Genomic DNA, 20,300 nt, shown 5'->3' on the forward strand with positions numbered 1-20,300 from the left:
TACCTTATCCTATATTGGATTAGGTGTTGCACTCAGAATTGGCCGCTAAGCTCTAATAAGCGCTTGTTTTTGACTCACTAAGACTAACTGCTCCGCCTGAGCGTTTTGCAATTCAAAATCCGCCACATGACCTTGCTTATTAAGAGTTTGTAGACGATTATAATTTTCGCTCGATAACCGAATTCTTTTATTTAAGGTGTCTATTTCAGCTTCAATATGTGTACTCTTTCGCTCTAGAGCAGAGATACGCTGCTTCAATAATGCTTGCTGACTCGCTAACCGGTTTTCACTCTGTTGTTGGTCTTGAAGTATCAGATTCGCCCTCAAATTTAGCTTGTCTGCGACCAGATCCTTCAACTCACCCGCTTGAGAAATCCGGTCTTCTGATACCACAAATAAAGGATCACCCTGATTAACAAACTGTCCCTCAGAGACGTGTACCTTGGTAACTTGCCCAGAAGCGGGCGATAAAACCCATAAAACACCTTGATTAGGGACAAGCAGACCCGGAGCAGTAACTTTTTGGGTATACGTTCCAAAAAATAGAAACGCAATAACTAGACAAACGAGAGCAAGAGAGGCTAATGCTATCCAAGCATAGCTAGATGACTGATGGATCAACACCTGTCCCATATGAGAGTGCTGCTTTTTATCAAGCACTTCTTCTCGAAACAGAAGATCCGAAGACGGGCGATTTGGATTTTCCATAATTCTTCACGCTAATATCAACATCCTGTTGAAAAGAACCATATGACAAAAACTATACAAATGCAAATCATTATCATCTGTAAAAAATTATTAGTTTAACCTTTCAAAACACAGGCGTTTTTACAATGCCATAAAAAAAGAAGTGACCGCCTATGACAGCAGCCACTTCTTTATTGAATCAGACCCTTAACAGCTTAAAGCTGCACACTAAGGCTTATTTGACGTAAACCGCCAGTGCTGCCTGACCTGCTTTACCCGCCTCAAGGGAGATCCCCTGAGCCAGCAGTGTGTTTTCCAGCGCCGTCAGACACAGCATCACATTGCGCTGATTGCAGGCTGCACCCATCAGACCGATACGCCATACCTTACCGGCGAATGCGCCAAGGCCAGCACCAATCTCAAGGCTGTAATCGTTCAGCAGCGTAGTACGCAGCGCAGCGTCATCAACGCCTTCAGGAATAAATACCGAGTTCAGCTGCGGCAGGCGCTCATCTTCAGCCACCAGGAATTTCAGCCCCATCGCTTCAAGACCGGCACGCAATGCCAGATGATGCTTATCGTGACGTGCCCAGGCGTTTTCCAGACCTTCGTCCTGCAGCATCACCAGACCTTCATGCAGGGCATAAAGTGCATTCACCGGTGCCGTATGGTGGTATGCACGCTTGGCACCTGCGCCCCAGTATCCCATCACCAGATTGGTATCCAGGAACCAGCTGGGTACTGACGTTTTACGGGCTTTAACCGCTTCTACCGCACGCTCACTGAAACTGACCGGAGAGATACCCGGCGGGCAGGAGAGGCATTTCTGCGTACCTGAGTAGATGGCATCAATGCCCCACTCGTCCACACGCAGCTCGGAACCGCCCAGAGAGGTCACGGCATCCACAATGGTCAGGCAATCGTGCTGACGTGCCAGCGCACACAGGGCTTTCGCATCACTGATGGCACCGGTAGAGGTTTCCGCATGAACAAACGCCAGCACCTTAGCATCCGGATTCTGTTCCAGCGCAGCCTGTACTTTATCGACGCTAACCGCTGTGCCCCAATCATCCTCAACCATGACCGCAACACCGCCACAACGCACAACGTTCTCTTTCATACGGCCGCCAAAAACACCGTTCTGGCAGACAATTACCTTGTCACCCGGCTCAACCAGATTGACGAAACAGGTTTCCATACCGGCAGAACCCGGTGCTGAAACCGGCATGGTCAGTTCGTTTTTGGTCTGGAAGGCGTACTGCAGCATCTGCTTGATCTCATCCATCATCTGAATGAAAGCAGGGTCAAGGTGACCAATGGTCGGACGGGACATCGCGGCCAGAACACGAGGAGCAATATCAGAAGGCCCCGGCCCCATCAGGGTACGAACAGGAGGATTAAACGATTGAATCATAATTCACTTATTTCCATCAGAAAGTTGCGCGCTGGGCGCTTAGGGATTTTATTATGGAAAAGAGTTTAAAGGAGATTCCGTTTAGTCGGAACCATAAGAGCCATAATTGTAAGTGGCGACATTATACGTTGCCCAAACCGCCGCAAAATTCTTTAGAGACCCATGACCAGATAGACAAACACGCACCTGAGCGCAAATGCAAGGCAGTCTTTTGTGACTTGGGGCTGCCCTTCGTTATTGTCACAAGGATTACTTAAAAACAGAGTTTAGATAATCAGCCAGACGAAGCCCCAGAGTTTGCTGGAAAGCAATACGGTCAAACCCTTCCGGGTCAATAGCGATATTACCCAGTTCAGCCTTAATCTCTTCAGGAAAGGCATTCAGAAAAGCATAGTGACCAGCATTGGTAATTTTCTGTAAGGTCAGCATTTTTTTATTCGGCAGACCTTCAACGATCACATCAGTATTAAAAGGTTCGGTCAACTCTTCATCTTTTTCAGCCTGAAGCAGAAGCACTGGAATATCCACCTGCTTGAGAGCACCCTCGGCTGAAAACAGAATTCCCAGAGGAGCCATAAGCACCAACGCCTTAATTCTACTGTCCTTTACAACGGGGATAACCTCTGCCAAAAGGCTACCATTACGGGCCGGGGCACAGTAAGGATCCTTTAATGTCATATTTTGCCTACAAATACGGATCAGAGCCTCAGTATCAGCAATCCCCCCTGCCACAGCTAAAGCACCATACCCTCCAACTGAGTGACCAATCACAGCAATTTCTCCCTGGTTGATCTGTCGATTCAAAACTGATGTGGTTAAAAGCTCATCAATTGCCGCCTGAATCTGCTTTGGCCGATTGATATAGTTAGCCAGCGAGCCTTGAAGACGGTTATCCCGGAAATTGTCATTTGGATGCAAAGGCATCGCCACGATAAAGCCCTGTTGCGCTAAGGACATAGCAGTGTCCTTGTAGGACATATTACTTCCTCCAGAACCGTGGGACCAAATCACCAGAGGGAATAGTCCTTCAGCTGGAGTGCCACCGACAGCAACATGCATTTGAAAAGGGCCAAAAGCAACTTTTTTGGCTACAGAAGCGCTGGGGTACAATACCGCCATACTGAAAGTACTGCCCTCATGACCATATGCCACCTCAAATTTTCGAAATCCAACCTCGAAAACTGACGCATCAGCCTTCGCGCTAAAAGAAAATGTCGCGATCAAAACAGTCAACACACAGAGGTAATGCTTAGTAGTCAGCCACTGACAATCAGTATTAATCATAAAACCTTCATTCCAAATATCCAGCTATGCCAGTACCAGTAAGAAATACGTACCTGACAGATTGTCAAACAATTGACCAAAACTGCCCCACCGGGGCCATCAACTCAGCCATCAATTTTGTGCAATCGACAAACTCTGCTTTCGACAACATTTGTCTTTACAATCACAGTATAAAAACGACTGGATTCTACTCCAACGATCAATCCGGCATCATCAACCAAGTAGCCATTTGAAGGAGCGAGCCAGAAATTCTCGTGTGTTTTCTTTGACGATCTCCCCATGGGCCATCACTAGAATTTTCGGGTTCCAGGCTAAAACACGCTTCATATGTCTTCGGGCTTCAGCCTTACCCAGCAGAAAACTTAACCGCCAATCCAAAGGTGTTTTACCCTTAGGAGCAAGAATACCGACAACCTTAGCAGCCTGCTTTTGCCAGTAACTGAAATTATCCCCGGAAAAATTTTCCACCAGATCCGTGACGATTAGGGTTCCGGAAGGCTTGTGATAAAAAACACACTCTTCCATCAGCAGAGAACCGGAAACCAACTCCTGATCAATATCCGCCACCCAAGCCCACTGACGCTTCGAATTAAGAGAATCGTGAAACGAAAGATCATCGCGTTTTTTGATCACTTCATTTGTGCCAAAAACGTCTGCCTTCGGGTAAGCCGCAATCCATTCCGCCAGAAACAGATGGTGCAAATGGTTAGGGGCAATCAGATAGTTTACTTGTCCCAGCTCTTGCAGCTGCGCCTTAATGGTTTCTGTCAGTTTAATTGGACTATGAACCCATAACCCGCCCTCTGACAGGCGCACAACAGTCATTCTTGTTGAGAAGGGCAGGCCCAAAAACGGCACCGCTTCCCCATCAAATATCCATAGATCATCAGCTAACGGTTTCATATTTCTCCAATTTCAATCAGGGTTGCAAACAGGCGCCAACAATAAAGACCGATCAGTACAGGAAAGCCTGATCTGATCAGATGGCTATGAGAAAGATGATTGGCATCAGCTAAGAAATTTTTCCATCGAGAAATTAACCAGTGTCACGCCATCCCGCTGCAGCGCATTCTTTTTAATCAGGGAGAAGCCACGCTTCTCAAAAAAAGGCAGTGCGATATGCGACGCCTCGACATACAAGCGCGCCATGCCCGCTTTTTTAGCCTGGGTAATCAGGTGTTCATAAAGAGATGATGCCACGCCACGCCCCTGAAAATCAGGATGCGTGTAGGTACAGTCGATATGCCCTTCAGGATCTAGTTCAATAAAACCAGCAAGACGGTTATCGATTATTGCCAGATACGGCTTTTTAACACGCAGCCGTTCAGACCAGAGATCATAGTTGATTGGAGCCGGTGCCCAGGCTTGCTTCTCTTCGACGGAGTAGACCCCGGAGTCAATTCCGTGAACGGACTGATAAAACAGGTCCGCAATCTCTTTTCCCCACTCTTCCGAGTATGTTTGTATCTTCACGAGCAGATATTCCGTTATTGTCTGTTCATCAGCGCTCTTCAGTCGACGCCTTCAACGCAAGCGCCAGATACTCAGCCAGCTGTTTATCCGGGATCTGAGAGACTGACTGTAGTTTAATGTGACGCCGCCCTTTACCTGTGCCTTCGAGAAAGCCAAAGGGATCCTTGATACTGGCACCATTTCGGAATTCAACAGAAATATGTGCTTTATAGGCAAATACACCGGCAAACTGAACACCAGACGAGAACAGAATGCCGCCATATTTGACCTCTTCAGCAACATCGTCAAAAGTCTGCATGATCAAAGTGCGGACAGTGTTCACAATGTCATAGTTTTGACTACTGACAAGACGAAGATCGTCAAGCAGTTCCTGAACAGATTGTTTAGCCATAGGGATTCAGCCTCAAACTCAAAAAAACAAATACAAAATAGTCGGCAGCATCAGCTGCCAATAACAACCCAGACTTAGTAACAATCAGGCGTTATAACCAAGGTTTTCACTCTTAGCAAACTCAATGACCTGATCCGGAGACCAGATAGACGGGGCGCCATGAGTCACAATGATCACCGTTTGTGGCAGTTTCCTGATGACTTGGGCTATCCCCTGCTCAGTGACCGAATCCAGCGCTGAAGTCGCTTCATCGAGAATCAACAGAGGTGCATTTTTAATCAAGCCTCTGGCTATCGCTACACGTTGACGCTCCCCCCCTGAAAGCAAGGTACCATTATGCCCCACGGCCAGGTGAATACCCAACTCAGACCGGTCTATCAAAGGTCCCAGCAAGGCCTGCCTTGCCGCTTTTTCAATATCGGCGTCAGATGCATCAGGCCTACCAAGACGGATATTGTCCGCCATTGATCCTGTAAACAGAATAGGTTCCTGCCCCACATAAGCAAAGCGGTTTACTATCTCTGCGTAGCCCATATGCTCAAGCCCAACGCCACCGATGCAGATCGTACCGCATTGAGGATCATCAAACCGCATCAACAGCTCTACAAGTGTGCTTTTACCACTCCCGCTGGGGCCTCTGATAAGAAACGTACTACCTTCCGGAATTTCCAGAGACACTTCAGTCAGAGCGGGAGGCTGCGTCAGACCTTCAACCCTGATGTGGTTACCCTTTGGAACCTCAGCCTGATCCGGAGCAGGATCATCCAGAACAGGCGTACGGATAACCTCCTCATAGCTGTTGATTGCGGCCTGAAGATCATTGATTCGCGTGCCTATTACAGCCAGTTCCTCCAGGGGAGCTGCTGCGCGGCCAATCAAAATAATCAGTGCCAGCAGTTCGCCCCCTGAAAGACTTTCACAGAGCAGTACATATCCCGCCAGGCCGACCAAGGGCAGCGCTGCAGACAGCGAAGACCAGAATGAGGCGATGGCCGCACCTTTGTTGGTATCTGACAGAGCCTGCTCCTGCATCACCCACTTTGCCGCCACTCGGTCAATCGATTTATTTTTTCCTGTGGCAGTTCTTAGCAGATCCAGATGATCAATAAACTCCCGCATGGACTGCGCGGCACTCAGCTCAGCCTGATGCCGATGGCGGTCTACCGATTTCAAGACCCCTTGAGCATAAAACTGCATAGCCAAAGACAAACTCAGTAAAACAACAGCCATCAAAGTGATGTACAAGCCACCGATCAGAGCAATACCGGCCATTAGCAGTAAAGGAAGAAGAGGCGCATGCAATAACAGCTGCAACTGGTGAGCAGGAATGCTCATCATCCCTGGTATCCCCTGGCCTGCTAAAACCGACACTTGGGTTCGGAACGCTTCACTGAAACTGGAAAGTTTGGCCCTATCTAGCGCATCACCCAAGGATGTATACATATTCCCCGCCAGCTGACCTCCAGTGATAAAGCCGGAACGCGTGACGATAACCGTAACAACCACAGCGAAGGCTGCACTCAGTAGAACAGCGATGATGGGCTGGCTACCTGCAACGGTCAAAGCCAGAAGCGTATATGCAGCAGCTTCACAAACGGCCACCACGACCCACCCAGCACTAACGATCAATAACTGATGACGAGATGGCCCCATAAAGGCCAACTGATCCGGTAATTTGCTCAATAAAGAAGTGATGCGCATTATTCCGATTCCTTGATCATTGATGACAGGCGGATATGCTGATCCGCAAAGACGAGAGCATCAGCATCGTGAGAAACGAGGACAAGTGTTCGGTTACCCTCCCGCGCCAGCATGCTCAAGGCCTCCATGACCCTTAGGGCACTTTCGTCATCCAGTGCACTGGTAGGTTCATCGAAAAGAAGTATCGGTGCTTCAGAAATCAGTAGCCGAGCAAGACCTAGCTTCTGCTTCTCACCGCCAGACAATAGTGTCGCGCAATCTTCCAGACTGGCATCCAGCCCAACCTGCGCTAACGCCTGCAAGAGTGATTCATCCGTCAGGCTCACAGATGTACCCAAACGCAGGTTCTCCCTAACACTGGCCTCCAGCACACTACAATTTTGGGGCAGCAGCCTAATAGTCGCCTGACGACTCTCGTCATTGAGATCAGACATGCCAATATCCGCTATCCGGATGCTTCCATCAGTGATGACTTCAAGTCCAGCCATAGCCCTTAACAGCGTCGTTTTACCTGACCCACTGGCCCCTGAGATAATGCTGAGTGTACCTGGTGCAAAATGGTAGTTTGCCCCCTCAATAACGGGTGCTCCCGAAACAGCTATCCTGAGATCTTCGACCGCCAGAGCAAGACTTTTTCCATTTACCTGCCGCTGGCCTTCCGGCAACACAGGTTCCGTAAAAAAGTCCTCCAAGCGCTGTATTGCTTTGATACCATCGCGCACATAATCCAATCCATGACCCAGTTTCAGCGCCGGAGTCACAATTGCCAGACCAAACAACATCGCAGCTGCGGTCACGCTAGCCTCCTGTTCCTGGGTAACAAGATAGGCCAGAGTAAAGGTTGTCACTGCCTGCATAAGCGCCGCTGCCACAGCAGCAGCGGTAGCAACCTTTTTGACCCAAGCAACAATGCCCTGAGTAAACCCTAGACTGGCCTGACGATATGACGCTAATGCTCCGGACTCAGCCCCGTAGAGTCGGTTTACCCGAATTCCTCGTACATATTCATCAACAGCCGTCACGATCTCAGACATCAACCTAATCCGTTCTTCGCCAAAACGCGCAGAGACTTTTGGCATCAGCCAAAGATAATAAAGCGAAGCCAAAACACCGGGAATCAGCACGATCAACCCTGCGGGACCAACGCTTAATAACAACAGCACAACTGATACCAACGGCACCAGAGCAAAGGTCGTGATTTCACCCGGCAGATGCGCCACAAGATGATGCAATGCAACCACATCATCACTTAGCACCCCCCGGATTTTTCGGTCATCCCATCGGCCCAGTGTACTTGCAGGCAACCGGGCCAGATGTCGCGCAACAAACCGGCGTAATCGCGATGCGACACCGGCCTCACCCTGATGACACAACCAGGATGATATGGAGGACAAACAGGCACCCGAGAAAAGCAGTAAGCCCGCATAGACAATCGATTCTGTGGCAGGACGGTCAATCAGCTGAACCAGAAACCAGAGAGCTCCCAGCTTTGCCAGCCCAGCTAATCCCGATGTTAGCGTTCCCACTGCCAAACCGGGCATAGATGGACGCAAAGCGGCCCACAAACTTACTCGCCCGGATGGCATCTGCTGCAGTGCTTCAGTCATAGCGTAAAACCTCTTCCAGCGGCTGGTGGCCAGAGTTGAACAGGGCATCAGAAGACATTAGAACTCCGTCGTCGCAGAGAGCATAACGGTTCGCGGAGCACCCAGACCCAATGAACTGTAATGAGGCATAGCCCAGTAATCCTTGTTAGTCAGGTTTTTCACTTTCAAACGCCAGATCATTGACTGATCTCCCAGATGGGTCTGATAGCGGGCACCCAGGTCATAAATTGTATAGCTCGGTAGCGAGATCTCATTATCCGAAGCGATGTACTGCTCAGATACAGATGTCACGTTTCCCGTCAACGATAGGTTTGCAAGAAAAGGGGTATCCCATTCACCACCCAACTTACCAACCAATTCCGGTACTCCGGAGGCCTGGTTACCCTGATTAACACCACCCTGGGTCTTAGTCAGTTCCGCGTCCACATAAGCGATCCCCCCCATCAGGCGAATATTATTGAGCGGCGCCCCGAAGAAACTCCACTCTGCTCCGCGGTTACGCTGCTCACCACCAGAAGAGAACTGATTTGTATCCGGGTCAGTGTAGCCACTAGGCTTTTTAATCTCATAAAAGCTTATGGTGTGCGCAAAATCGCCCAGATCCAGCTTAATGCCACCTTCCGTCTGCTTCGTTTTATACGGTTCGAAGATCTCACCAGCATTAGCGGCTGTATTAGGTGCCTGATCACCTTGGCTTAGCCCCTCGATATAATTTGCGTAAAGAGATAACTCATCCGTCAATCGAAACATCACCGCAGCAGCCGGAGTCACGGCACTTTCATCGTATTGACTCAGCCTCGCACCGGTAGTGGCAAGATAGCTGCTCTGTTCAACCTGCTGCTGCCTAACGCCCAGCGTCAGCTGTAATCTGCCATCATTGAATGAAAGCGTATCCGCCAGACCAAAGCTGGTCAGTTGAAGGTCGGTCTTTGTGATCGGCTGAACACTGTGAGGGGTATCTCTTGGGTCCCAGACCGGGTCATAGATATTAGTCATCCAGTCACTATTAAGAACCCCGCGACGGGCATTCAGCTGGTAGTCTTCGTTATAGCGCTTGGCATTCATAGCCAACTCATGACCAACACCCCCTAGTCGGAAACGAGTACGGAATCCGATTTCAGCCGAATCTCTTTCCGCCTTATCACTGGTATCCCCCATGTCATTGCGGTAATCACCCTGTTCGTTGATGATCTGCGCTACGGAAGTGTTCGTTGAACTAAATTCGGTCTCACTCCCACCAAAGGCGGCATAAACCATCGTTTGATCACTGATATCATATTCACCACGGATGATTCCCCCCTTGTCTTTCGAGTGATTGAACCCCCAGTCCGGGTTCAGCAAGGTATCGGCATCCGGAGGCTCAGGCAGCGATACCCCCGGAGCAAGGGTTACGCCCCGGGTTGCGCCATCGACACGGTCCTCACTAACATAGAGATCCGCAAAAATTCGCGCCTTTTCTCCACGCCAATCCAAGCCCAGAGATCCAAGCTGAACCTCTTTTTCCTGATCATTAACCGATGTCTCACCATCACGGTATGCACCGTTAAAACGAACACCAAATGCCTTGTTAGCACCAAAACGTCGTCCAAAATCCAGATGCCCACCAAATTGCGAGTCCGACATATAGGTTGCGGTTAGTGCAGTCATAGGTTTATCTCCGGCTCTTTTGGGCACCAGATTGACCGAACCACCTACAGAGCCGTTAGGCGGCATTCCATTCAGCAAGGCTGAGGGACCTTTAAGCACTTCGATACGCTCAAACATTTCAGGGGAACTACGAAAATAAGGAGCAACCCCAAACATGCCATCAAAGGTGACGTCACCAATATCTGAACTAAACCCGCGGATCGAGTAACTCTCCAGGTTTTCACCCGTGACGCCACCATTGAATACCGTAGGGTCTGTTGCCGCGATCACATCTGTAATGTCCTGCGCTTGACGGTCGTTAATAAATTTTTCGGTATAGCTGATGGTGCTGAAAGGCGTTTCCATAAAGTCTTTCTGACCCAGCATCCCCACACCACTGCTGCTCCCTGCCTGCCCCCCTGCATAAGGCACAACCGCACCCTCTTTGCCGATAACAGATATTGGAGCCAGAGTTGTTTCAGTCGATTCTTCACTTTTGAGCACCGCAGAGTTATCGCCGCTCTCTCCTTGCGCCTCGGCCGGGACAGCCCACGCCAGGTTCAACGCGGTAATCAACGCAACCGAAGCACCCAAGTAATGCCGAACCCCACCAGAAGACCTGCGAGCCTCTCCGGTTTCAAAAAAAACCAACCCATTGTAATTTAAAGTTTTTTTCATCGATCTTTCCTTTTTTCAGGATGCACGTAGCCCTCCGCTCAACAGGAGCGGAAAAACAAATAAAAAGAAGTAGAGAGTGAGCCTTTTAAAGAGGCCTGGTGACTAGAGGGAGATCATTGCTGATATCCCTTAATAACATCATCGAAGACGCGCTGAAGTGAGGTGGGACTGGCCGCCGTGATATACCAGGCATCCGCATCAACAAAAACAACGTTTCCTTTCTGCCAGGCAGTTGTCCGACGTAGCAGAGGATTCGCCATTTGCTCAGCCTGCATGATGGGGCGCCGCTCCATAACCGCAGTGCGATCAATGATATAAAGAATATCCGGGTCAGCACGGTTGATAAATTCACTGGAAACAGGCTGCCCGTGCAGGCTGGTCTCTTTTAGGGTGCTGGCCGGCTTAACCCCAAGCGCATTAAAGACAAAGCCATAGCGAGAATGAACGCCAAAAGAGCTGAATGAGCCATTGTTGTGCATGACAATCAAAGCCTTCTCAGGCCGACCTTCTGTGACCTGACGTACTTTTGACAGATGGGCATCAAGTTGTGCAATCTTATCCTGCGCCACACCCTCCTTACCAAAAACCCTGCCCAGCAATCGCAAATGCTCTCTGACATCCCTAATGTGATGGCTACCACTGTCGCGAAAGTTCACATCGAAATGAAGCGTTGGTGCTAACTCCGATAAAGACTCATATTGGGCAGCCTGAATCGGTGTCATCAGTATCAGGTCTGGCCGAAGCGCATATATCCGCTCCAGATTTGGACGTGTGATTGCCCCCAGATCCTCCACCCTGGCATCTGTTCGATAAGAGGCCAGAAAATGTGGTACATAGTCCTTCACCATGCCTGCAATAGGCACTCCAAGCTGATCCAGAAAGTCCGCTTCGTTCATATCCAGAACCGCGACTTTCTGCGGGCGCTCTGTGATACGAGTTGTTCCCAGTTGGTGCTGAATGACCAGTGGTTCAGTCAGTGGCTCCAATGTCTTTTCCTGTGACACAGGGCTATCATCACACCCCGGCAATACCAGACCTACCAGTAACGTCAGAGGAAACAGTACCCTGGGTTTATTCATCCACTTCATTCTCATTTTCATTCTCCAATACGCGGGGTGAAATAATCACAAACGCGACCGCGCTTACTGTTAAGAATCTCAAAATCTAATTCATAAAGATCACTCAACAGGGTTTCTGTCACGGCCTCGCTGACCGCGCCATCAAAGCGAACTGCGCCTGATTTCAACGCAACAATATGATCGGAATAGTTCGCAGCAAAATTGATATCATGGATAACCAGAATGACAGTACGTCCCTGCTCATCACAAAGCCGACGTAAAGCCTGCATAATCTGAACAGCATGTTTCATATCCAGATTATTTAATGGTTCATCCAGCAATAACACAGGGGTTTGCTGGGCGATCGTCATCGCCAAAAAAGCCATCTGCCTTTGACCACCGCTCAGCTCATCAATAAAGTCATCCTTCAATGCCTCTAAAGATAAAAATGCAATCGCGTCATCAATCACCTGCCAATCACGTTCTGTCAGAGCACCTTTTGAATATGGAAAACGGCCAAAAGCCACCAGTTCATGAACTGTTAGTTTCAGGTTAAAGCCCGGCGACTGCCTGAGAGTTGCTACTTTGCGGGCGTAGTCAGCAACCGGAATGTCATCAATCGGAACGCCATCAAATAAAACGCTACCGCTGACAGGCTTGAGCAATCCCGCCATCATCATCAATAATGTGGATTTTCCGGCACCATTCGGACCAATTAGAGAGGTTATTCGCCCAGCAGGAAATGCAGCACTGGCTGAAGCCAAAACCGTTTTACCCGCATATTCTTTGCAGAGATTTTCGACAGAAATCATAGAACAGTCCGAACCCGAACCATCAGTATCAGGAAATAGGCACCACACACCAAGTTGACCAAAATACTAACGGTAGTCTTGTAATTGAACAGACGCTCAACAAGAAGCTGAGCAGTGATAAAAATGACAACGGCAACAACACAACCCACTGGCAAGGTATGGCGATGCAGGCGACTTTTGGTTATTGCATAGGTGATATTGGCAATAAAAATCCCAAGGAATGCTGTCGGGCCAATCAGGCTGGTGGAAACCGCCACCAGAATAGCGATCAAGGCCATAAACAACCGAATCCGTTGCGGCTCATTCACCCCAAGAGAGACAGCCTGTTCACGCCCCAATAGCAGCACATCCAGCTCAGACAGATATCGGTAACCCACCGCGCAAACTGCCAAGACTGTCAAAAAGACATAGAGGAGTGTTTCCGGCTGCGCACGGTTAAACGAGGTATAACTCAGATTCTGAAACACTGAAAACTCACCAGGACTTATTCTGAGCTGAACAAACTGAGTAAAAGTCCCCAACACCATTGTAAGAACCAAGCCCACCAGCAACAGCTGATAAACATCGCTACGGCCTTGACTCAGAAGCCAGCGATGAATTGCCCAGGAATAGGCCAGAATCAGAAAAGAGGACATCAGAAAATTCAGCCCGACACCCAGAGCAGCCATCCCATGAGCACCCAGCAAAAGCAGCAGCATCGCCTGCCACATCAGGTAGACCGCTTCGTACCCCATAATCGCAGGCGTAAGAATCCGGTTATTCACCAGAGTCTGGAACACAATTGAAGACAGAGCCACACAGACCCCACCGATCAGAATACCGGCCAGCCGCTCCAGCCGTTTAGGGATGATGTAATCAAAGTCCAGCTCACTCCCCATGAATACAAAGATCACCGCGAGTACAAGGGCAGCAACCACAACGCCCGACATCACTCTTACACTCATCCTCGCGCCCCTCCGCGAAGAATAATAAGGAGGAAGATACACCCACCAAGCCCTCCTGCCGTCAGGCCGATAGGGACCTCAAAGGGGTAAAGCATTAAACGGCCGACAATATCGCAGATCAGTAACAGCGACGCCCCACCCAAAGCGACAACCGGCAGCGTATTCTTTAGATTGTCCCCGTAACGCATCGCAACCAGATTCGGTATTACCAAACCAACAAAGTAGATCCCTCCTACAGTAATCACCGTAATGGATACCGTCATTGCCACTAAAAACAGTCCAACGCTGGCGGTAGCGGCATACCGCAACCCCAAGCTACCTGCAACCTCCTCCCCCATACCCAGGACAGTGAACCGATGGGCATATAAGTAAGTCAGAACCACAACCGGAAGGATCAGATACATCAGCTCATAGTGCCCCTGAACGACTTTAGAAAAGTCCCCCAGCAACCAACCCTGCATGCTTTGCAAAATGTTGTTCTGATAAGCATAAAACTCTGCTACGGCACTCAGCACACTGCCATACATAAGACCGATAACAGGCACAAGTGCGGTATTACTGAATCGGATACGACGAATCACCGCAACATAGAGAAGACTGGCAATCAGACAGAACAGGACTGCGAACATCATTTGCCCGAGGCGACCAACACCTGGCAGCAACGTGAGGGAAACAAGAATCCCCAGCTTAGCGCCATCAAGACCTCCCGATGTTCCAGGCTCGACAAATCGGTTCCGCACAATGTGCTGGAGAATGACGCCACACACTGCCAGCCCGACACCCGCAAGAAGCAGAGCTGCCAATCTGGGCAAACGACTGGCCGTCAGCGTCAGCCAACTGTCACTTAACGGGTCAGCAAGATCACCCAGCACAAGCGTATCAGCTCCTACAAAAAGCGAACCAACTGAAAGCAAACAGAAACAACTGAATAGACGCCAGTCGATACCGACAACCTTCGGACTTCTCCCACATCGGTAGCCAGCTTGTGCCGATTCTTGTGCACTGAAATTCATACAATAGGAACTCAAATCAAATGATAACTATTCTCATAAGATAAATGACTTCCTAATTAGTTGCAACCCTATAAACTAATTTGACGAAGGCACTACAAAGAGGTTTCATATCCTCTTGCAAGCAAGGAGCAGACTTATGACACAAGCCCAGAAAACTAAAACCCGCGGCCGACCGAGAACTATCACCCGAGAACGCATCACAGATGTCGGCATCCGCATTGGCCTGCCTAAAATTACGTTTGTCGGTTTAGCAGCCGAGATGGGCGTAAGCCACATGGCGCTGTACAAACACGTTCCAAACCTTAAAGCACTTAAAGCGCTTGTTGCCGAGGCCATTTTTGAACACTGGGAGATCCCGGAAATAGCAAATCCCTCACCGGATAAATTGGAAAGCTACCTGAATGAATTTGCACTTTCTCTTCGGAATCTGGTCCGGCTTAACCCCGGCCTACCGCCCTACCTTTTACGCAGGTCTGTCGCAACACCCCATATAACCGAAAAAATTAGAGAGCATCAGAAAGTTGTCGCTGCAGCTTTCAATCTATCGAGTGAAAACTCGCGCTGGCTGCTATCAACTGTAGCATTTCACTGCATAGCCGTTGCCGATACGCTTTACTCAAAAGATGATGAAACGATTGAGCTGGATCGCTTGGATGAGGAGGAGATAGAAAGGGAGTTTAATCAGGGCATAAATGCGCTGATCATTGGCGCGCTGAAGATGATGTCACAGGAAGAAAGTCAGCCTTCTGCGCCATAGGTTCGCAAAGATTTTTTGCCACACAGCAAGATGAAATTATTTAGCAGCCCACCTTAACCCTGAAAATTGCCACATAGGTAACGCATATGCAACTGACGTTAATATTCGATTCATAAGCTTAACTTTTTTGGCGGCACGCTTGCTTTTTGAATACACGACCCACGTGTACCAAGCTGGTTAATTTTATCAATGGCTTAATGATTAATTGACCACTACCCACGATAAAAAGCCAGGTACCACTATCAATAAGCGATTCATTAAGAAAGAAAAAACTACCTACTAAAAACCATATCGCTATAAGCAAATCATTAAAGGCACCTAAGGCCTCATAGCGCCGCTGAATCACTATATGTTGGTTACCAATGTCTACATCCAACTCATTACCTTGACTCACAAAAACTCCTTAGATCAAAAATTTAAATACTCTTGAGATTCATCAGCCTGAAAAGGCCATCATCAAAGCACTCACTCATTGCTAAGTAACAATAAATACCAAACAACCTATTTTTATTAAGCTATGCTAAATAAGCTGCAACTGGTTTAGCACCGCCTATAGAATATCGGTAATACAAAGAACGACAACCCTCAATCTATGCCCCCAAAAAAAACAAACCATTAAAGATAGATTTATCAGGCTTTTTCACTAGATTAATTATAAATTTTAGTTTCTGTTTAAACAAATTGAGTGCATTCCTTTTTTTGCTAAAGTGAAATCATTATTTACAAAAAAAAAGGACTGCAAAGTGCGATTTATACCTATTATTTCACTGTCGTTAATAATTTCAGCCTGCGGCGGATCGGGGTCCGATAGTGATTCCGGAACACATGACGGAGCTGATACCGGGAGAGAGGAAAATGATTCCATTGGTCAGTATCGTGACTGCAGTCTGGACCAATGGGAAGATTCCTCCTTCCCTTTTCCGGAATATCCCGGTCGCTATCTGGAAACACACGTAACCAACTTCATGCCTGATCAGGTCTTTAATAATCGCACCGGAGAAACTGCAGATGCACTTTTAACGGCGGTCAACAACAGCGATGAAGGCGCATTTCATCAGGGCCCCAGCTGGACCGGAACCACGAATGGACTAACAACTACGGTAGGTTATACCAACCTTAATGGCCTTGAAACCTGGACGATCAGGCTAACCCCACAAGACCCTGTGGGTTATGACTATGGCCACGCCTATGAATACACGTTTCGTCAATTAGCGAATTGCCGTCTTGAATATGAAGCCTATGATCCCGCCAGCGATGAGCTTAGAAGAACCTACTGGGCAGAGGCCGGAGAAGCTGAGTTAGTGCAGTACGTCAACTCAGGCGAGATGGATCGATCCTTCAAAACCAAAATCAATGAGGATGGTAGCGGTACAACCGTTGAAACCTACCATAATACAACGCTCGCCCACCCGGTAACGATCTACAGCTGGGACACGGATGAAGAGATTACCTTAACGCAGGAATGTGAAGATGAATCCAACTACACCTGTATTGGGCCAGCAGTAACCATTGGCGGTTAAAAGACGTTCAAAACGATTGATACCACTCAAAGAAAAAGGACAGCGCTCACCGAGCGGCTGTCCTTTTTCTTTTACTGAATGGTCAGCGTCTTACTTCTGCCATTTAGCGACGACGGCACGGTTTACCCCGACTACCCTCTCTTTGACCACCACCTTTGCCTTTACCCAAGGCTTTAGCGAGTTGGGCTTTTTTCGAGGGTTTGCGCTTGCCGCGCTCCTCTTCTTCCCGCGCCATAAAGTCAGGCTCAAAACCGGGGAACCACTGCATCATAAACTCTTCGCCGGTGAGTTTTTTCACATCCTCAAACAGATACTTCTCTTTATGAGCGATCAGAGATACCGCGATACCGGCCTGACCCGCACGACCGGTGCGGCCAATACGGTGAATATAGTCTTCGGCGTTGTACGGCAGCTCATAGTTAACCACGGTCTGCAGTTCTTTAATGTCGAGGCCACGGGCGGCCACATCGGTCGCCACCAGCGCCCGCACTTTTCCGGTTTTAAACTCTTCCAAACCTCGATCGCGGGCACCCTGAGATTTATCACCATGAACGCCTGCCGCTTTGATGCCATCTTTGGCTAACTCAGCAACCAGCTCATCCACCATCTGTTTGGTTCGGGTAAAGATCAGCACCTGCTGCAAGTTTTTGGAGCCTATCAGGTAAGCCAGCATCGCGGCTTTGCGTTTAGTGTCCACCTCGTAAAACAGCTGCTCGATTTTAGCTGCCGTGGCGTTACGCTCGGCCACTTCGATCAGCTTAGGAGTCTTCAGGATGGTTTTGCTGAGGGCAAACACCTCATCATTAAAGGTGGCAGAGAAGAACAGCGTCTGACGGGACTCCGGCAGGCGCTTTAGAATGCGGTTAATATCGTTGATAAAGCCCATATCCAGCATACGGTCGGCTTCATCCAGCACCAGCGTTTCGATATCGCTAAGGTCGATCAGCTCTTTTATCGCCAGCTCCAGCAAACGACCGGGGGTTGCCACCAGCACATCACAGCCTTTATTCAGCGCATCAATCTGCGGGTTAATGCTCGCACCACCGTAAGCGACAACGGAATTGAAGCCTAACCCCTCGCTGTATTTCACAAAGCTCTGGTGAACCTGCTGTGCCAGCTCGCGGGTTGGCGTCAGTACCAGCGTGCGGATCGCTTTTTGCTCATTTTGGGCGTACTGGGTCAGGTAACGGTGGATCATTGGCAAAGCAAAGGCCGCCGTTTTGCCGGTGCCGGTTTGCGCACCGGCCAGCACATCGTGACCCGCCAGAACGTCAGGAATCGCTTCCCGCTGAATCGGTGTCGGGGTCTGATAATTGAGAGGTTCTAAAACCGCGAGTAAATCTGAATGCAAACTAAGGGAGGCAAAACTCATAACCAAACACCGACAGGAAAATGAAAGTCGCGCATTGTAGCATTGAAGGCGGGGACTAACAGTTTTAGAACCCCATTAAATGAGGCATCTGTCATGGCTTGGGGCTGGCTGCTGACAAAATAAGCAAGGAGGTGAAGGGAGGAACCGTATCGGAGGATAAGTCTTTAGAATATGTATCACCTTTCAGATTGCCATTCTGCGAAACTGGGAATACCTTCGTATTCCATCCACTCTTTATAGTGACTTGTCCATATATGAGCTTCGGGTTTCAAACTTGGATCTTCATCTAATGTCGCGACCCGCAAAATAACATGGAGCTGATGAGGCCTTTCCGCCACTAAATGCGTGCCGCACACCGAGCAAAAATGCCTAACCTTGCCGGGGCTAGATTCAAAGCTTGAAATCTTATCTTCACCTCTGAGCCATCGGAAATTTTTCCTCAGCACCCCAGCTGACGGGGCAAAAGGCGCTGCATGTGCCTTTTGACAAGTTTTACAGTGACAAAAAATAATTGGCATATCCAGCATGGAAACCTCATATTCAACACCCCCACATAAACAACTACCTTTCATAAGATATCTCCTTTACAGTTAACGCCCTTAGAGGCTGGCAACGCATTAACATTAAACTCAAACACAACAGCCTAAACCATCGCAACTTAATGAGAATGGAAAAGCCGCGTGTTAACAGTATCTCTCGAGGTGTTTGTTATGTCGCTATTTAATGGCGATAGAGATTTCGACGTCAATTGGACTTTTATAATATTCAAAGTCTGTTGAGTAAGCTCGTTTGTAAGGGCAGCTTTCAGAACCAAAGTAGCGCCATACGTCACCCCAAAGATCGATAACAACTTGTGGCATTTCACCAGTCGCAGAAAAAGTTACGTATTTTCCTGAGGCAACAGCAACTTTTACTGAGTCAGGTAATATTTCTGGTGATAATGTATCCGAGCATGCGATAACGTCAAAAGCGCCTGTAAAATCAGACTCATAGTTTGTATACAAACCAAAAATTTTTGATTTTTCATTTAGCTTTGGAGTGGCGTTTGCGTAAAACCTAGCCCATAGATCTCCGATTTTGGCAGTTGATGGAGTTACCTCATCCGCATTAGTAGTACGAATAACAAAGCCTGTAACATCAAAACTATCTATCTCACTGATGCTCATATTTTTTCCCGGTTACATAGCGAGCCTGTAGAAAAACCTATTTTCCGCCAACAACTCGCTCTCTGTTTTTAATTGTCAATTGCCGGTTTTTCCGATAATCGTTTGTTTACTCTGTGCTTTTCGCCTTTTTAGGCTTTAGCTACCTGTAAGCCGATCCCATGCTGCTTTCAACGCCTGTTTAAAGCTGTATTGACTCCGCATTACGGACTCAGATAACCATATTTTGCCAGTTTTTCTACACTGTATACTAGGTAATAAAGCTGCCATTGACCCTGCACTTTAGTTTTGCTTCTCAGGCTAGGCGGTTCAGCCTTTTGTTAGTGCCGATGTTGCCGAATACTGGCTCTACAACAGACATTCGATGACCGATCTTTAGAGATGGTTACCGATGCCCTGCCGCTAGTAACACTCTTGAATGGTTTCCAGCACCGATTACAACGTGTGGTGTTCCTGTCCTTCGCCAAAGGCTTGTGCATCAATAACAATTGATGCTTTTTATCGACGGAGGCTACGCCGTTATAGCCTTGAATAGTGCCTTTGCCCGTGGTTGACCTACAAGGATGTAGGAAATGTCTGTTTTGTCGGGAACAAAAACCAACCATTTTAGCGGATGTTATCGGTGACATTGCTTTTTACTTCTTTGTTGCGCTTACCCTGCCACATCCTCGGTTGGTTTTACTGTAAGAAGTAATTAATCTTCTTAGCAGCTTTACCCAATAGCACAGAAAGCAAAATAATTTACTTGGCGGTTGCAGACTCTGAGCGCAACACGCTATTGCACTGATGTGACGGCATTA

19 protein-coding genes and 1 pseudogene are annotated in these 20,300 nt (G+C 48.4%); 2 read left to right on the forward strand and 18 right to left on the reverse strand.

Annotated elements, in window-relative coordinates:
* Positions 1–45: 45 nt before the first annotated feature.
* The 13 genes from AC4GL5_RS16655 to AC4GL5_RS16715 form a co-directional block, all read right to left on the reverse strand.
* Positions 46–708 carry an HlyD family secretion protein gene (locus AC4GL5_RS16655; RefSeq protein ID WP_490383931.1) on the reverse strand — a complete coding sequence of 221 codons (663 nt, stop codon included), beginning with the start codon at positions 706–708 and terminating at the stop codon, positions 46–48.
* A 214-nt stretch (positions 709–922) separates the two neighbouring features.
* Complete coding sequence (locus AC4GL5_RS16660) at positions 923–2,101, reverse strand: pyridoxal-phosphate-dependent aminotransferase family protein (RefSeq protein ID WP_490383932.1); 1,179 nt, start codon at positions 2,099–2,101, stop codon at positions 923–925.
* A gap of 249 nt (positions 2,102–2,350) precedes the next feature.
* Positions 2,351–3,385, reverse strand: coding sequence for an alpha/beta hydrolase family protein (locus AC4GL5_RS16665; protein WP_490383933.1), 1,035 nt, complete (start codon positions 3,383–3,385; stop codon positions 2,351–2,353).
* Between the two features lie 213 nt (positions 3,386–3,598).
* Entirely contained in the window at positions 3,599–4,288 is a 690-nt protein-coding gene (locus AC4GL5_RS16670) for a DUF4336 domain-containing protein (RefSeq protein ID WP_490383934.1), read from the reverse strand.
* Positions 4,289–4,393: 105 nt separating this feature from the next.
* Entirely contained in the window at positions 4,394–4,858 is a 465-nt protein-coding gene (locus AC4GL5_RS16675; protein ID WP_490383935.1) for a GNAT family N-acetyltransferase, read from the reverse strand.
* 28 nt (positions 4,859–4,886) lie between these two features.
* On the reverse strand, positions 4,887–5,249 hold the full coding sequence (locus tag AC4GL5_RS16680; protein WP_490383936.1) for a DUF1801 domain-containing protein: 363 nt from the start codon (positions 5,247–5,249) through the stop codon (positions 4,887–4,889).
* Positions 5,250–5,333: 84 nt separating this feature from the next.
* Entirely contained in the window at positions 5,334–6,950 is a 1,617-nt protein-coding gene (locus AC4GL5_RS16685) for an ATP-binding cassette domain-containing protein (RefSeq protein WP_490383937.1), read from the reverse strand.
* Positions 6,950–8,557, reverse strand: a complete 1,608-nt coding sequence (locus tag AC4GL5_RS16690) for an ATP-binding cassette domain-containing protein (RefSeq protein WP_490383938.1) — start codon at positions 8,555–8,557, stop codon at positions 6,950–6,952. The genes AC4GL5_RS16685 and AC4GL5_RS16690 overlap by 1 nt, the downstream gene beginning before the upstream one ends.
* Before the next feature lie 57 nt (positions 8,558–8,614).
* Entirely contained in the window at positions 8,615–10,861 is a 2,247-nt protein-coding gene (locus tag AC4GL5_RS16695) for a TonB-dependent receptor (protein WP_490383939.1), read from the reverse strand.
* A gap of 113 nt (positions 10,862–10,974) precedes the next feature.
* Positions 10,975–11,955, reverse strand: coding sequence for a siderophore ABC transporter substrate-binding protein (locus tag AC4GL5_RS16700; RefSeq protein ID WP_490383940.1), 981 nt, complete (start codon positions 11,953–11,955; stop codon positions 10,975–10,977).
* 2 nt (positions 11,956–11,957) lie between these two features.
* Positions 11,958–12,731: an iron ABC transporter ATP-binding protein gene (locus AC4GL5_RS16705; RefSeq protein WP_490383941.1), complete on the reverse strand. Its 774-nt coding sequence runs from the start codon at positions 12,729–12,731 to the stop codon at positions 11,958–11,960.
* The gene (locus AC4GL5_RS16710; protein ID WP_490383942.1) at positions 12,728–13,675 is read right to left on the reverse strand and encodes an iron chelate uptake ABC transporter family permease subunit; all 948 of its coding nucleotides are present in this window, start codon (positions 13,673–13,675) and stop codon (positions 12,728–12,730) included. Before AC4GL5_RS16710 ends, AC4GL5_RS16705 begins: the two co-directional genes overlap by 4 nt.
* Positions 13,672–14,589 (reverse strand): ABC transporter permease, encoded by a 918-nt coding sequence (locus AC4GL5_RS16715; protein ID WP_490383949.1) that lies wholly within the window; start codon positions 14,587–14,589, stop codon positions 13,672–13,674. The genes AC4GL5_RS16710 and AC4GL5_RS16715 overlap by 4 nt, the downstream gene beginning before the upstream one ends.
* A gap of 235 nt (positions 14,590–14,824) precedes the next feature.
* Here AC4GL5_RS16715 and AC4GL5_RS16720 point away from each other — a divergent pair, with 235 nt between their 5' ends.
* Complete coding sequence (locus AC4GL5_RS16720) at positions 14,825–15,445, forward strand: TetR/AcrR family transcriptional regulator (RefSeq protein WP_490383943.1); 621 nt, start codon at positions 14,825–14,827, stop codon at positions 15,443–15,445.
* 118 nt (positions 15,446–15,563) lie between these two features.
* Here AC4GL5_RS16720 and AC4GL5_RS16725 read toward each other — a convergent pair whose 3' ends face one another.
* Positions 15,564–15,839, reverse strand: a complete 276-nt coding sequence (locus tag AC4GL5_RS16725) for a YrhK family protein (RefSeq protein ID WP_490383944.1) — start codon at positions 15,837–15,839, stop codon at positions 15,564–15,566.
* Positions 15,840–16,188: 349 nt separating this feature from the next.
* On the opposite strand from AC4GL5_RS16725, the gene AC4GL5_RS16730 reads away from it, so the two are divergent.
* Positions 16,189–16,965 (forward strand): hypothetical protein, encoded by a 777-nt coding sequence (locus AC4GL5_RS16730; protein WP_490383945.1) that lies wholly within the window; start codon positions 16,189–16,191, stop codon positions 16,963–16,965.
* Between the two features lie 103 nt (positions 16,966–17,068).
* On the opposite strand, the gene AC4GL5_RS16735 is transcribed toward AC4GL5_RS16730, so the two are convergent.
* From AC4GL5_RS16735 to AC4GL5_RS16750, 4 genes and pseudogenes are all read right to left on the reverse strand, one after another.
* Complete coding sequence (locus AC4GL5_RS16735) at positions 17,069–18,337, reverse strand: DEAD/DEAH box helicase (RefSeq protein ID WP_490383946.1); 1,269 nt, start codon at positions 18,335–18,337, stop codon at positions 17,069–17,071.
* Positions 18,338–18,513: 176 nt separating this feature from the next.
* Positions 18,514–18,909, reverse strand: coding sequence for a GFA family protein (locus AC4GL5_RS16740; RefSeq protein WP_490383947.1), 396 nt, complete (start codon positions 18,907–18,909; stop codon positions 18,514–18,516).
* A 144-nt stretch (positions 18,910–19,053) separates the two neighbouring features.
* Positions 19,054–19,503, reverse strand: a complete 450-nt coding sequence (locus AC4GL5_RS16745; RefSeq protein WP_490383948.1) for a GyrI-like domain-containing protein — start codon at positions 19,501–19,503, stop codon at positions 19,054–19,056.
* 435 nt (positions 19,504–19,938) lie between these two features.
* Positions 19,939–20,178: pseudogene (locus AC4GL5_RS16750) on the reverse strand (hypothetical protein); the annotation flags it as partial.
* Between the last annotated feature and the right edge of the window lie 122 nt (positions 20,179–20,300).

The sequence above is a fragment of the Oceanospirillum sp. genome (assembly GCF_982874595.1).